Here is a 13662-nt window from a genome sequence, read left to right on the forward strand (position 1 = left end):
AGGCGGATAAGAGGATTCAGGCGAGGGATTTATCATTGAACGTTTCCTGCGGCAGGTCGGGACGAGACAGTGGTTAATTCGTCCCAATTGCAGGAAAGTTCCCGGTGGTATTGAGTGAATACGTGAGCCTATGTTTATCCGCTGCGCGCGCTACGTCGGGTTGACCGGGGGGTACAGCCTTCTGATTGCTTGCTGGTCGCCCGCAGAAAGGGTGGTGTTTTTAGGGATGGCCTGCCCGTTGCGCCTCAATTCAGCCGGAATTTCATAATGCATCACGGACTGCGGATCGTATGGGGTGATCTGCAAGCCGGGTCGGTTGTCTGGCTCAAGGATGTGCTCGCGTACCATGGCTTCGCTGAAAGCGTCGCTGGTGTAGTAGTCATACACCTGGGGCCTGTCCCAATCCAGGGTGTTCTGCGGGTGCTGGTGCTCGTGCAATAACCCGAGGGCGTGGCCGAATTCGTGCAGGGCCGTACTGCGGAACTTCTTCGAGTCGTCAGTGCGGTCGAGGTGCATCGTGGGTTGATCTTCATCGATGTGCCTGGCCTGCGTGCCAATGGCGGACCAATTGCCCTTGAGCCCTTCATCGTCAGAAATACGAATATCGCCGGTCTTGCCATCGACGATATTGAAGCGCAGTGCCGGCGTGTGGTGGGCCCATTCGCGGATAGCGTCCACCACCAGCGCTTTGCTTTTTTCGTCCCTCAGGTCGAGCGCAACGGTGATCACGCCGTCCGGCCAGCGCTTGTCGCTGTCGGCGATGCCTCTTTTTGTTCGCCCGGCAGGTTCGGGAGGGGTGATGTCATTATTCGGGGACGGCTGATAAGCGGGGGCAAGGGCGAGGGACTGGCTGATTAGGCTCATAGGCGCTACTCGTCGGAGGTTTGCCTATAGGTGGTGAGCGAATGAGGAAGGTTCCCGCACTGCGTTGCACAGTGCGGGAGTTGAAGAGGTTACTTCCTGCGCTGAATGAAATCGCGAATCCGCTCAGCCGCTTCCACGCACTCCGCCAGCGGCGCAACCAATGCCATGCGCACGCGGCCGGCACCTGGATTGACACCGTCTACATCCCGCGACAGGTACGAACCTGGCACTACGGTCACGTGTTCTTGCACAAACAGATCGCGGCAGAAGGCGGCATCGTCACCGTCTACATTCGGCCACAGGTAGAAACCGCCGTCGGGGGCTTGCACGTCCAGTACCGGCTTGAGGATCGCCAGCACCGCGTCGAATTTCTCGCGGTACAGGTCACGGTTGGCCAGGACGTGGGCTTCGTCCTGCCAGGCCGCAACGCTGGCCAGTTGGGTTTGCACCGGCATCGCGCAGCCGTGGTAGGTGCGGTACAGCAGGAAGGCCTTTAGGATGTCGGCGTCGCCGGCCACGAAACCGGAACGCAGGCCCGGCAGGTTGGAGCGCTTGGACAGGCTGTGGAACACGACGCAGCGCTTGAAGTCCTGGCGGCCCAGTTCGACGCAGGCGCTCAACAGACCCGGCGGTGGGCTTTGCTCGTCGAAGTACAGTTCGCTGTAGCACTCGTCGGCGGCAATCACGAAGTCATATTCGTCGGCCAGGGCGATGAGTTTCTTCAAGGTGTCGACCGGGATCAAGGCGCCGGTCGGGTTACCTGGGGAGCACAGGAACAGGATCTGGCAGCGTTTCCAGATGTCCGGCGTCACAGCGTCGAAGTCCGGGTTGAAACCGTTGGCGTCTAGGCACGGTAGGTAGTGCGGCTTGGCCCCGGCCAGGAACGCGGCACCTTCGTAGATCTGGTAGAACGGATTCGGGCTCACCACCAGTGCATCGTCACCGCGATTGACCACGGCTTGGGTGAAGGCGAACAGCGCCTCGCGGGTGCCGTTGACCGGCAGGATGTTGCGCGCCGGGTCCAGCCAGCCCTTGGGCACATTGAAGCGGCGTTTGCACCAGGCCGCGATGGCTTCGCGCAGCGCAGGAATGCCCAGGGTGGTCGGGTACACCGCCATCTGGTCGAGGTTATTGCTCAACGCCTCGGCGACGAATGTCGGTGATTTATGCTTGGGCTCGCCGATGGACAGCGCGATTGGGCGTTTGTCCGGGTTCGGCGTGACGCTGCCGAGCAGCGCGCGCAATTTTTCGAACGGGTAAGGCTGCAACTGGTTCAGGGCGTTGTTCATCGGTGGATCTCATGCAAGGCGTTAAAAACTGGGCGAGTATCAAATCGTCAGGCGCGTCAGTTCGACGCCGGGTTCCTGGGTCACGCTCAGTTGCTGGACGATTGCATCCTGCAGGCGGCGGCACAGCTCGGGGTCGGACAGCGGTTGGTTATCGGCATCGGTAATGAAGAACACGTCTTCCACGCGCTCGCCGAGGGTCGCAATCTTGGCGTTCTGCAGTGACAGGTCGAACTCCAGGAAAATCCCGCCGATCCGCGCCAGCAGGCCCGGGCGATCCGGTGCGCTGAGTTCCAGCACCGTCACCGGGCGCTGGGCGTCATTGGAAATGGTCACCTGCGGCGCAAACGCAAAATGCTTGAGCTGGCGCGGCACGCGGCGTTGGATGATGGTCGGGTAGTCATCCGGGTTGCGCAACGCTTCGGTCAGGCCTTCGCGGATCTTTTTCACCCGCGCCGGGTTATCGCCGATGGACTCGCCTTCGGTGTCGAGCACGATGTAGGTGTCGAGGGTGAACTGGCTGCTGGAGGTGATGACCCGGGCGTCGTGGATGTTCAGGTTGAGCTGGTCCATGGCCGCCACGGTCACGGCGAAGAAGTCATGCTGGTCGGGGGCGTAGATGAAAATCTGCGTGCCGCCTTCGAACTCGCGTTGGGTCGTCTCTTTGATCAGCACCAGCGGGCCGCCATCGGCCGGTTGCTGCAAGATCGCGTCGCTGTGCCAGGCCACATCGCCGGCGGTGTGGCGCAGGAAGTAATCGTCGCCCAGTTGCGACCACAATTGCTCGACGTCGTCTGGGTCGTTGCCGCCGCGCACCAGGATATCCAGGGCCGCGCTTTGGGTGCGGCGGATCTGTTCTTCGCGGTCCACCGGGTTTTCCAGGCCTCGGCGCAGGGCGCGCTTGGTCTCGGTGTACAACTGGCGCAGCAGGCTCGCGCGCCACGAGTTCCACAGTGTCGGGTTGGTGGCGTTGATATCGGAAACCGTCAGCACATACAGGTAGTCGAGGCGGGTCTCATCGCCGACGATCCCGGCGAAGTCGTGGATCACCTGTGGGTCGGACAAGTCCTTGCGTTGGGCGGTGGTCGACATCACCAGGTGGTTCTGCACCAGCCAGACAATCAGGCGGCTGTCCCACAACGGCAACTGGTGGCGCTGGCAGAACGCCTCGGCGTCGACCGCACCGACTTCCGAATGGTCGCCGTGGCGGCCTTTGCCGATGTCATGGTACAGGCCGGCCAGGTAGATCAGTTCGGGCTTGGGCAGCTTGGCCATTAGCTTACTGGCCAGCGGGAACTTCTCTGAAACCTGGGAGTACTGCAGCTTACGCAGGTGCTTGATCAGGTTCAGGGTGTGGGCGTCCACGGTGTAGATGTGGAACAGGTCGTGCTGCATCTGCCCGACGATAAAGCCGAATTCCGGCAGGTAACGCCCGAGGATGCCGTAGCGGTTCATCCGCCGCAGGTTGCGGTGGATGCCGATCTTGCACTTGAACAGCTCGATAAACAGGCTGGTGTTACGGATGTCGTTGCGAAAGTCATCGTCGATCAGGTGACGGTTTTCGCGCAGCAGGCGAATCGTATCGGCGCGCACGCCTTTGATTTCCGGCTGTTGGGCCATCAGCACGAAAACTTCCAGCATGGCGAACGGCGTGCGGCGGAACACGTTGTCGTTGCGCGCCTCGATATAGCCGTCATGCAGTTGGAAGCGCGCGTTGATCGGCAGCGGTGGCGCTTCGTCTTCCGGGGCCAGGATCACTTCTTCGAAGTGCTGCATGATCAGGTCGCTGAGCTGGGCAATGCTCATGACCACCCGGTAGTACTGCTGCATGAAACTTTCGATGCTGGTCTTCGCGTCTTCACCTTCGAAACCCAGCAGGGTGGCGATGGACCGCTGATGGTCGAACAGCAGGCGGTCTTCGGAACGCCCGGCGAGCATGTGCAGGGCGTAGCGCACTTTCCAGAGGAATTCCTGGGACGAGGCGAGCAGGGTGTTTTCGCTCTCCACCAGAAAGCCTTCACCGGCCAGGGCGCGCAGGTTCAGGGTGCCGTACTGGCGACGGGCGACCCACAAAATTGTCTGGATATCGCGCAGGCCACCGGGGGAGCCTTTGACGTTGGGTTCCAGGTTGTATTCGGTGTCGTTGTACTTGTGGTGCCGGGCTTTCTGCTCGGCGCGCTTGGCCAGGAAGAAGTGCTTGCTCGGCCACATTTGCGTGGTGCTGGTGACTTCGAGCATGCGCTGACGCAGACGCTCGGGGCCGGCGATGGTGCGGCTTTCCATCAGGTTGGTGATGACGGTGAGGTCGGCGCGGGCTTCTTCGGCGCATTCGGCCACCGAACGCACGCTCTGGCCGACTTCCAGGCCGATGTCCCACAGCAGGGTCAGAAAGCGCTCGATGGAATCGCGAAAGATCTCATGGTCGGCGCTGTCCAGCAGGATCAGCAGATCAATGTCGGAGTAGGGGTGCAGCTCACCCCGGCCGTAGCCGCCGACCGCCACCAGGGCGATATCGGCGTCTTCGCTCCAACTGAACTGTTCCCAGGCCTTTTGCAGGATGTTATCGACGAACCAGGCACGGTCCTCGATCAGCCGACGGATGTCCCGGCCACTGCGAAAGCGCTCGTCGAGCACCTCGCGGGCCTGGCGGATAGCCTTCTTGAAGGCGGCGATAGGGCTGGCCTTCAGCGCCAGTTCGGCCTGGAACTGGCCACGGTCGAAGAGTTCGGGGTCCACCTGGGGCATCGTTCGGCTTTCCTTTCTAGCTATCAGTCAGTCACAACACAGTTTGGGAAAACCAGGGCAGCCGTTACGCCGAAATGCGTGGGATTGTGTCGTCCGCGCGCAGGGTGAAGATTTCGTAGCCGGTGTCGGTGACCAGCAGGGTGTGTTCCCACTGGGCGGAGAGCTTGCGGTCCTTGGTGATGGCGGTCCAGCCGTCGCCCAGTACCTTGGTGTCAGCCTTGCCCTGGTTGATCATCGGCTCAATGGTGAAGGTCATGCCGGCTTTCAGTTCCATGCCCGTACCGGCACGGCCGTAATGCAGGATCTGCGGCTCTTCGTGGAACACCTTGCCGATGCCGTGGCCGCAGAACTCGCGAACCACCGAGAAGCCGTTCTTTTCAGCGTGCTTCTGGATCACTTCACCGATATCGCCCAGGCGGCAGCCGGGTTTGACGATTTCAATGGCCTTGTACATGCATTCCTGGGTCACCTGGGATAGGCGCTCGGCCCAGACCGGCACTGTGCCGACGTGGAACATGCGGCTGGTATCACCGTGGTAGCCGTCTTTGATGACCGTGACGTCGATGTTCAGGGTGTCGCCATCTTTCAGCGGCTTGTCGCCTGGAATCCCGTGGCAGACCACGTGATTGATCGAGGTGCAGATCGACTTGGGGAAGCCCTTGTAGTTCAGCGGGGCAGGGATAGCCTTTTGCACGTCGACTATATAGTCGTGGCAGATGCGGTCCAGTGTTTCGGTGGTGACGCCGGGCTTGACGTGTTCGGCAATCATTTCCAGCACGTCGGCCGCCAGTTTGCCGGCAACGCGCATGCCAGCGATGTCTTCGGCGGTTTTCAAGGTAACAGTCATACAGGCTCTCTCTAGCGCGAGGCGCTGAAATCAATACGGTTTACGGGTGTGCGGCAAAAGGTTACAGAATTCGCACAAGCCCCAAAAAACCTGATTCTACCAGACGCGGGCGGCAAATCATGAGCGTCTGGCCGTCGGTTGTCTCTATAAAGTGGGGTGATAGTGGCGCTATTCAAAGGGTTGCGCAAAAGTCGTTGGCGGCAAATGTGATTGCGGGTTTCGTTTTTGCCCTTCGTGTGGTATAAAATGCGCCGCTTTCCGGGGATACCCCGCAGAGCTTAAATCCACACACGTGTCGACACGATGACCTGGGTGCCGGAGGCCTTGATGCCGCTGGTTGGTCATTGGGATACGTGGAGGCCAAACCCGACTTATTAAGGAACTATCATGTCCCAAGTCAACATGCGCGATATGCTGAAGGCCGGTGTGCACTTCGGTCACCAAACCCGTTACTGGAACCCGAAAATGGGTAAATACATTTTCGGCGCACGTAACAAGATCCACATCATCAACCTTGAAAAAACCCTGCCAATGTTCAACGAAGCTCTGACTTTCGTAGAGCGCCTGGCCCAGGGCAAAAACAAGATTCTGTTCGTCGGCACCAAGCGTTCCGCTGGCAAGATCGTTGCTGAAGAAGCAGCACGTTGCGGTTCGCCGTACGTCGATCACCGCTGGTTGGGCGGCATGCTGACCAACTTCAAAACCATCCGTGCTTCCATCAAGCGTCTGCGTGACCTTGAAGTGCAAGCCGAAGACGGTACTTTCGCCAAGCTGACCAAGAAAGAGGCGCTGATGCGCACTCGCGACCTGGAAAAGCTCGATCGTTCCCTGGGTGGTATCAAGGACATGGGCGGCCTGCCTGACGCACTGTTCGTTATCGACGTTGATCACGAGCGCATCGCGATCACCGAAGCCAACAAACTGGGCATTCCTGTTATCGGCGTAGTCGATACCAACAGCAGCCCTGATGGCGTTGACTACATCATCCCAGGCAACGATGACGCCATCCGCGCTATCCAGTTGTACATGGGTTCGATGGCTGATGCTGTCATCCGTGGTCGCAACCACGTTGCTGGTGGTACCGAGCAGTTCGTTGAAGAAGCTCCGGTAGCCGCAGCTGAGTAATTGACGCCCTGGCGTTGACTCAGTAAGCAAAAAGGGGGCTTGGCCCCCTTTTTGCCCCCTCGAAAACCATTTGTCGGCAGCGCAGCTACATCATCTGTAACGTGCAGCGGCCTACAAGGGAGATTCGGGAAGAATTGATCGCCCGTTTGATCGGGTGGAATGGTTGAAAACCTATCCAAGAGGATTTTGAAATGGCAGAGATTACTGCAGCGTTGGTTAAAGAACTGCGTGAGCGTACCGGCGAAGGCATGATGGATTGCAAAAAGGCCTTGACCAAGGCCGGCGGCGACATCGAAAAAGCCATTGATGACATGCGTGCTTCGGGCGCCATCAAGGCTGCCAAGAAAGCAGGCAACGTAGCTGCTGAAGGTGCTATCGCTCTGGTTGAAGACGGTAAAGTCGCTGTTCTGCTGGAAGTGAACTCGCAGACCGACTTCCTGGCTCTGCAGGATGACTTCAAGGCATTCGTTGCTGCCAGCGTCAAGAAAGCATTCGACGACAAGCTGACCACTGTTGAGCCGCTGATCGCTGCTCAAGAAGCTGATCGCCTGGTTCTGGTCGGCAAGGTTGGCGAAAACGTCAACATCCGTCGCCTGGCTCGCATTGAAGGTGATGTTGTCGGCGGTTACCTGCACGGCAACAAAATCGGCGTTGTGGTTGCCCTTAAAGGCGGCAACGTTGAACTGGCCAAAGACATCGCTATGCACGTAGCGGCCAGCAACCCTGAATTCCTGCTGCCATCGGAAGTGTCTGCTGACGCAATCGAGCGCGAAAAAGCCGTGTTCCTGAGCCTCAACGCTGACAAGATCGCGGGCAAGCCAGAGAACATCGTTGAAAACATGATCAAAGGCCGTATCAGCAAGTTCCTGGCTGAAGCGAGCCTGGTTGAGCAGGCGTTCGTCAAGAACCCTGAAATCAAGGTTGGCGAACTGGCTAAGAAAGCCGGTGCTGAAATCGTTTCCTTCACCTACTACAAGGTAGGCGACGGTATCGAGAAGCCGGTCGACAACTTCGCTGAAGAAGTTGCTGCCCAGCTGGCTGCCGCCAAGCAATAAGACAGTTTTCAACTGTCGCCCGAAAGAGGCTGCCCGCTCACGCGCGCAGCCTCTTTTCAAATGGGAAGGTCGATTTTATTTGGCTTCCCCTCGGAACTGGCTTACAAAGCCGTGTTCCGATGGCGCTGTAGCAGCGTCCAGCTAGAGTGAACGCAAGCCGTAAACGGCTCGCCAAGAATTTTTAAAAATACGCCGCAGGAGAGATTCGCAATGGCTCAGCAGGGCAGTGGTTATCAGGCTCGCTATAAACGCATTCTACTCAAGCTTAGCGGCGAGGCCCTGATGGGCTCGGAAGAGTTCGGGATCGATCCCAAGGTGCTCGACCGCATGGCGCTGGAAGTCGGCCAATTGGTCGGCATCGGCGTACAGGTCGGCCTGGTGATTGGTGGTGGCAACCTGTTCCGCGGTGCAGCACTGAGTGCTGCGGGTATGGATCGGGTCACCGGCGACCACATGGGCATGCTGGCCACTGTGATGAATGCCCTGGCCATGCGCGATGCCCTGGAGCGTGCCAACATCTCGGCGATCGTGATGTCGGCTATTTCCATGGTGGGCGTGACCGATCACTATGATCGCCGCAAAGCCATGCGCCACCTGAACTCCAAAGACGTGGTCATCTTCGCTGCTGGTACGGGCAACCCGTTCTTCACTACCGATTCGGCCGCATGCCTGCGTGCGATTGAAATCGATGCGGACGTCGTGTTGAAAGCCACCAAAGTGGACGGCGTTTACACTGCAGATCCATTCAAAGACCCGCATGCCGAGAAGTTCGATCATCTGACCTACGATGAAGTGCTGGATCGCAAGCTGGGCGTGATGGACCTGACGGCAATTTGCCTGTGCCGCGACCACAAGATGCCGCTGCGCGTATTTAATATGAACAAGCCCGGTGCCCTGCTGAACATCGTACACGGCGGCGCGGAAGGGACTCTGATCGAGGAAGGCCAACAATGATCAACGAAATCAAGAAAGACGCTCAAGAGCGTATGCAGAAATCCCTGGACTCTCTGAACCATGCATTTGGTCAGATTCGTACCGGCAAGGCTCACCCAAGCATTCTGGGTAGCGTGATGGTGCCGTACTACGGCACGGACACCTCCATCACCCAAGTGGCCAATATCACCGTAAAAGACTCGCGCACCCTGCAAGTCGTAGCCTTTGAGCGCAACATGCTCGCGGCGGTCGACAAGGCGATCCAGAGCGCCGGCCTGAACCTCAACCCGACCAACCTGGGCGAGTTGCTGCTGATCTCCATGCCTGCCCTGACTGAAGAAACCCGCAAGGGCTTCACCAAGCAGGCGCGCAGCGCAGCGGAAGATGCACGTGTTGCCGTGCGCAACATCCGTCGCGATGCCCTGGGCGAGCTGAAGAAGCTGGTCAAGGACAAGGAAATCAGCGAAGACGAAGAGCGCCGTGCGGCGGCCGACATCCAGAAGCTGACCGACAAGGCCGAAGCTGATATCGATGCGGCCACCAAGCAAAAAGAAGCGGACTTGATGGCCGTATAAGGGTCAGGGCGCTTTCATGGAAAAGACCAAGCAGACTGTGCCCTCCGCGGTGCCGCGCCATGTCGCGATCATCATGGATGGGAATAATCGCTGGGCGAAAAAACGCTTTTTGCCCGGTGTCGCCGGGCACAAAGCGGGTGTCGATGCAGTGCGGGCAGTGATTGAGGTGTGCGCCGAGGCCAAGGTCGAAGTGTTGACCTTGTTCGCGTTCTCCAGTGAGAACTGGCAGCGTCCGGCCGAAGAAGTCAGTGCCTTGATGGATCTGTTCTTCAGGGCCTTGCGTCGTGAGGCCAAGCGCCTCAACGATAACAACATCACTTTGCGCATCATTGGTGATCGCTCGCGGTTCCATCCGGAGCTGCAAGCGGCCATGCGTGAGGCCGAGGCCATTACTGCTGGCAGTAACCGTTTTGTGCTGCAGATCGCCGCCAACTATGGTGGCCAGTGGGACATCGCCCAGGCTGCGCAACGGCTTGCCCGCGAAGTGCAGGCTGGCCATCTGCGGCCGGACGAAATCACGCCCGAACTGTTGCAAACCTGCCTGGTCACCGGTGATCTGCCGCTGCCGGACTTGTGCATCCGTACCGGTGGCGAGCACCGCATCAGTAATTTTCTGTTGTGGCAGTTGGCCTATACCGAGCTGTATTTCTCCGACCTGTTCTGGCCGGACTTCAAACACGATGCCATGCGTAACGCGCTGGCCGATTTCGCTTCCCGTCAGCGTCGCTTCGGTAAAACGAGCGAGCAGATCGAAGCTGGAGCCCGGGTTTAAATGCTTAAACAACGAATCATCACTGCACTGATTCTGCTGCCGATTGCCTTGTGTGGCTTTTTCCTGCTCGACGGTTCCGGCTTTGCGCTGTTCATCGGCCTGGTCGTAACACTCGGCGCCTGGGAATGGGCGCGCCTGGCGGGCTTCAGCGCCCAGTTGCCGCGCGTGGCGTATGCCGCCATCGTGGCCCTGTTGCTGTTTCTGATGTACATCCTCCCGGATCTCGCTCCTTGGGTGTTGGGCGCAGCGGTGTTGTGGTGGGCGTTGGCGACCTTCCTGGTGCTGACCTATCCGCGTACCAGTAGCCAGTGGTCCAGCGTTGCCTGCAAGCTGGTGATCGGTTTGTTGATTCTGCTGCCGGCCTGGCAAGGGCTGGTGGAAATCAAGCGCTTCCCGATCGGTAATGAGTTGATCCTGGCGGTGATGGTGTTGGTCTGGGGCGCCGATATTGGTGCCTACTTCTCCGGTCGTGCTTTGGGCAAGCGCAAGCTGGCGCCTGCGGTCAGTCCGGGAAAGAGCTGGGAGGGCGTATACGGCGGCCTGGCCTTGACCTTGGTGATCACGCTCGTGGTCGGGGTTGTGCGTGACTGGTCGGTGAAAGAGCTGTGCCTGGCCTTGCTGGGGACGGCCATCGTCGTGTTTATCTCGGTCGTGGGCGACCTCACCGAGAGCATGTTCAAGCGCCAGGCCGGAATCAAGGACAGCAGTAATCTGTTGCCGGGCCATGGCGGCGTGCTGGACCGTATCGACAGTCTGACCGCTGCGATCCCGATTTTTGCCGTGCTGTTGTGGATGGCTGCGTCGTGAGCCGCCTGCAGCAGGTCACCGTGCTGGGTGCGACCGGCTCGGTAGGGTTAAGCGCCCTGGATGTAATCGCTCGCCATCCGGAACGCTATCAAGTCTTCGCATTGACCGGTTTCTCTCGCCTGACTGAGCTGCTGGCGCTGTGCGTGCGCCATGCGCCGCGTTTTGCTGTAGTGCCTGGGGCCGTTGCTGCTCGGGGCTTGCAGGATGACCTGCGCGCCGCTGGCCTTGCCACTCAGGTGCTGGTAGGCGAGCAGGGCTTGTGCCAGGTGTCGGCCGATGCCGAGGTGGACGCTGTGGTGGCGGCCATTGTCGGGGCCGCTGGCTTGCGCCCGACCCTGGCCGCTGTCGATGCAGGCAAGAAAATCCTGCTGGCCAATAAAGAAGCGCTGGTCATGTCCGGCACGCTCTTTATGCAGGCTGTGCGCAAGAGTGGCGCGGTATTGCTGCCGCTCGACAGCGAGCACAACGCGATTTTCCAGTGTATGCCCGGTGATTTTGCCCGTGGCTTGAGCCAGGTCGGCGTGCGCCGGATTTTGCTGACAGCGTCCGGTGGGCCTTTCCGTAAAACTCCGTTGGCGGACTTGGAGCATGTGTCTCCGGATCAGGCGTGCGCTCATCCGAACTGGTCCATGGGGCGCAAGATCTCCGTGGATTCGGCCAGCATGATGAACAAGGGCCTGGAGTTGATCGAAGCCTGCTGGTTGTTCGATGCGCGGCCTGATCAGGTCGAGGTGGTGATTCACCCGCAAAGTGTGATTCATTCCCTGGTCGACTATGTGGATGGCTCGGTACTGGCGCAGTTGGGTAACCCCGATATGCGCACGCCGATCGCCAATGCCCTGGCCTGGCCTGAGCGGATTGACTCCGGTGTTGCACCGCTGGACCTGTTCGCTATTGCTCGCCTGGACTTCGAGGCGCCGGACGAGCAACGCTTTCCGTGCCTGCGTTTGGCGCGACAGGCCGCGGAGGCGGGTAACAGTGCGCCGGCGATGCTCAATGCGGCTAACGAAGTGGCTGTGGCAGCGTTTCTCGCACAGCGCATCCGCTTTCCGCAGATCGCGAGTATCATCGAGGATGTTCTGAGTCTTGAGCCCGTAGTGGCTGTGAATGATCTGGGGGCAGTGTTCGAGGCGGATGCCAAGGCCCGCGTCCTGGCCGAGCAATGGTTGGGCCGCAACGCGCGTTAGTCTGTGGGCGCGTTTGCGTCTTCAGGCACTGGATTGGAATGCGGAGAAATTAGATGAGTGCGCTTTACATGATTGTCGGCACCCTGGTTGCTCTGGGTGTGCTGGTTACCTTCCACGAATTCGGCCACTTCTGGGTGGCGCGTCGTTGCGGCGTCAAGGTACTGCGCTTTTCCGTCGGTTTCGGCATGCCGTTGCTGCGTTGGCACGACCGCCGCGGCACCGAGTTCGTGATCGCTGCCATTCCCTTGGGCGGCTACGTCAAGATGCTCGATGAGCGCGAAGGCGAAGTGCCGGCGGATCAACTGGACCAGTCCTTCAATCGTAAGACCGTTCGTCAGCGCATCGCTATTGTCGCCGCCGGCCCGATCGCCAATTTCCTGTTGGCCATGGTGTTCTTCTGGTTCCTGGCCATGCTCGGCAGCGAACAGATACGCCCGGTTATCGGTGCGGTTGAGGCGGACAGCATGGCGGCGAAGGCCGGATTGGTCGCCGGGCAGGAAATTGTTTCCATTGATGGCGAGCCAACCACGGGTTGGGGGGCGGTCAATTTGCAGTTGGTGCGTCGCCTGGGCGAAAGCGGCACTGTCAATGTCGTGGTGCGCGAGCAGGACTCCTCGTCCGAGACCCCGCGTGAACTGGCTCTCGACCATTGGCTCAAGGGTTCCGATGAGCCGGACCCGATCAAGTCCTTGGGGATTCGCCCATGGCGCCCGGCCTTGCCGCCGGTGCTCGCCGAGCTCGATCCGAAAGGCCCGGCCCAGGCCGCAGGCCTGAAAACTGGTGACCGCCTGCTGGCCCTCGATGGCCAGGCGCTGGGCGACTGGCAGCAAGTGGTCGACCTGGTGCGTGTACGGCCTGATACCAAGATTGTGCTGAAAGTTGAGCGTGATGGTGCTCAAATCGACGTTCCCGTGACCCTGGCTGTTCGCGGGGAGGCCAAGGCGGCCGGGGGTTACCTCGGTGCTGGCGTGAAAAGTCCGGAGTGGCCACCATCGATGGTGCGTGAGATCAGTTTCGGGCCGCTGGCAGCAATTGGCGAGGGTGCAAAGCGCACTTGGACCATGAGCGTGCTGACTCTCGAGTCGCTCAAGAAAATGTTGTTCGGCGAGCTCTCGGTAAAAAACTTGAGTGGGCCGATAACCATTGCTAAAGTGGCGGGCGCTTCTGCCCAGTCGGGTGTCGCGGATTTCCTGAATTTCCTGGCTTATCTGAGTATTAGCCTTGGGGTTCTGAATTTGTTGCCCATTCCAGTATTGGATGGGGGGCATCTGTTGTTTTATCTGGTCGAGTGGGTGCGTGGTCGCCCCTTGTCGGATCGGGTGCAGGGTTGGGGGATACAGATCGGTATCAGTTTGGTGGTCGGGGTGATGTTGTTAGCCCTGGTCAACGATCTGGGACGACTGTAACGCTTCGCTGAATTGCGAATCTGCCGCATTTTGCGGCAGTTTGTTTATTGCCAGTTGGAA

Annotated in this window: 12 protein-coding genes; 8 read left to right on the plus strand and 4 right to left on the minus strand. The window is 59.5% G+C overall.

Features of this window, described 5'->3' with window-relative positions; translation table 11 throughout:
- Positions 1-150 precede the first annotated feature (150 nt).
- The 4 genes from P3S72_RS07600 to map form a co-directional block, all read right to left on the minus strand.
- Positions 151-864, minus strand: coding sequence for a M12 family metallopeptidase (locus tag P3S72_RS07600; RefSeq protein ID WP_276196844.1), 714 nt, complete (start codon positions 862-864; stop codon positions 151-153).
- Positions 865-953: 89 nt separating this feature from the next.
- The gene (dapC, locus tag P3S72_RS07605) at positions 954-2153 is read right to left on the minus strand and encodes a succinyldiaminopimelate transaminase (RefSeq protein WP_276196845.1); all 1200 of its coding nucleotides are present in this window, start codon (positions 2151-2153) and stop codon (positions 954-956) included.
- 39 nt (positions 2154-2192) lie between these two features.
- Positions 2193-4895, minus strand: a complete 2703-nt coding sequence (locus tag P3S72_RS07610) for a [protein-PII] uridylyltransferase (RefSeq protein WP_276196846.1) — start codon at positions 4893-4895, stop codon at positions 2193-2195.
- Between the two features lie 64 nt (positions 4896-4959).
- On the minus strand, positions 4960-5742 hold the full coding sequence (gene map / locus P3S72_RS07615; RefSeq protein WP_017844739.1) for a type I methionyl aminopeptidase: 783 nt from the start codon (positions 5740-5742) through the stop codon (positions 4960-4962).
- 387 nt (positions 5743-6129) lie between these two features.
- Here map and rpsB point away from each other — a divergent pair, with 387 nt between their 5' ends.
- The 8 genes from rpsB to rseP all read left to right on the plus strand — a co-directional run bounded on the left by rpsB (position 6130) and on the right by rseP (position 13602).
- Complete coding sequence (gene rpsB / locus P3S72_RS07620) at positions 6130-6867, plus strand: 30S ribosomal protein S2 (protein WP_048719953.1); 738 nt, start codon at positions 6130-6132, stop codon at positions 6865-6867.
- A 191-nt stretch (positions 6868-7058) separates the two neighbouring features.
- On the plus strand, positions 7059-7922 hold the full coding sequence (tsf, locus tag P3S72_RS07625; protein ID WP_247399514.1) for a translation elongation factor Ts: 864 nt from the start codon (positions 7059-7061) through the stop codon (positions 7920-7922).
- 210 nt (positions 7923-8132) lie between these two features.
- Complete coding sequence (pyrH, locus tag P3S72_RS07630; protein ID WP_095077480.1) at positions 8133-8876, plus strand: UMP kinase; 744 nt, start codon at positions 8133-8135, stop codon at positions 8874-8876.
- On the plus strand, positions 8873-9430 hold the full coding sequence (gene frr / locus P3S72_RS07635) for a ribosome recycling factor (RefSeq protein WP_276196847.1): 558 nt from the start codon (positions 8873-8875) through the stop codon (positions 9428-9430). The genes pyrH and frr overlap by 4 nt, the downstream gene beginning before the upstream one ends.
- A gap of 16 nt (positions 9431-9446) precedes the next feature.
- On the plus strand, positions 9447-10202 hold the full coding sequence (uppS, locus tag P3S72_RS07640) for a polyprenyl diphosphate synthase (RefSeq protein WP_276196848.1): 756 nt from the start codon (positions 9447-9449) through the stop codon (positions 10200-10202).
- Positions 10203-11009, plus strand: coding sequence for a phosphatidate cytidylyltransferase (locus tag P3S72_RS07645; protein ID WP_276196849.1), 807 nt, complete (start codon positions 10203-10205; stop codon positions 11007-11009).
- On the plus strand, positions 11006-12196 hold the full coding sequence (gene ispC, locus P3S72_RS07650) for a 1-deoxy-D-xylulose-5-phosphate reductoisomerase (protein ID WP_276196850.1): 1191 nt from the start codon (positions 11006-11008) through the stop codon (positions 12194-12196). The genes P3S72_RS07645 and ispC overlap by 4 nt, the downstream gene beginning before the upstream one ends.
- 53 nt (positions 12197-12249) lie before the next feature.
- The gene (gene rseP, locus P3S72_RS07655; RefSeq protein WP_276196851.1) at positions 12250-13602 is read left to right on the plus strand and encodes a sigma E protease regulator RseP; all 1353 of its coding nucleotides are present in this window, start codon (positions 12250-12252) and stop codon (positions 13600-13602) included.
- Positions 13603-13662: the final 60 nt, after the last annotated feature.

The organism is Pseudomonas sp. D3 (genome assembly GCF_029320995.1).
Classification (GTDB): domain Bacteria; phylum Pseudomonadota; class Gammaproteobacteria; order Pseudomonadales; family Pseudomonadaceae; genus Aquipseudomonas; species Aquipseudomonas paraveronii.

What these genes read in the sequence shown, in the direction of transcription:
- P3S72_RS07600 (WP_276196844.1), bottom strand. Translation starts at nt 864, where the DNA reads ATGAGCCTAATCAGCCAGTCCCTCGCCCTTGCCCCCGCTTATCAGCCG.
- dapC (WP_276196845.1), bottom strand. Translation starts at nt 2,153, where the DNA reads ATGAACAACGCCCTGAACCAGTTGCAGCCTTACCCGTTCGAAAAATTG.
- P3S72_RS07610 (WP_276196846.1), bottom strand. Translation starts at nt 4,895, where the DNA reads ATGCCCCAGGTGGACCCCGAACTCTTCGACCGTGGCCAGTTCCAGGCC.
- map (WP_017844739.1), bottom strand. Translation starts at nt 5,742, where the DNA reads ATGACTGTTACCTTGAAAACCGCCGAAGACATCGCTGGCATGCGCGTT.
- rpsB (WP_048719953.1), top strand. Translation starts at nt 6,130, where the DNA reads ATGTCCCAAGTCAACATGCGCGATATGCTGAAGGCCGGTGTGCACTTC.
- tsf (WP_247399514.1), top strand. Translation starts at nt 7,059, where the DNA reads ATGGCAGAGATTACTGCAGCGTTGGTTAAAGAACTGCGTGAGCGTACC.
- pyrH (WP_095077480.1), top strand. Translation starts at nt 8,133, where the DNA reads ATGGCTCAGCAGGGCAGTGGTTATCAGGCTCGCTATAAACGCATTCTA.
- frr (WP_276196847.1), top strand. Translation starts at nt 8,873, where the DNA reads ATGATCAACGAAATCAAGAAAGACGCTCAAGAGCGTATGCAGAAATCC.
- uppS (WP_276196848.1), top strand. Translation starts at nt 9,447, where the DNA reads ATGGAAAAGACCAAGCAGACTGTGCCCTCCGCGGTGCCGCGCCATGTC.
- P3S72_RS07645 (WP_276196849.1), top strand. Translation starts at nt 10,203, where the DNA reads ATGCTTAAACAACGAATCATCACTGCACTGATTCTGCTGCCGATTGCC.
- rseP (WP_276196851.1), top strand. Translation starts at nt 12,250, where the DNA reads ATGAGTGCGCTTTACATGATTGTCGGCACCCTGGTTGCTCTGGGTGTG.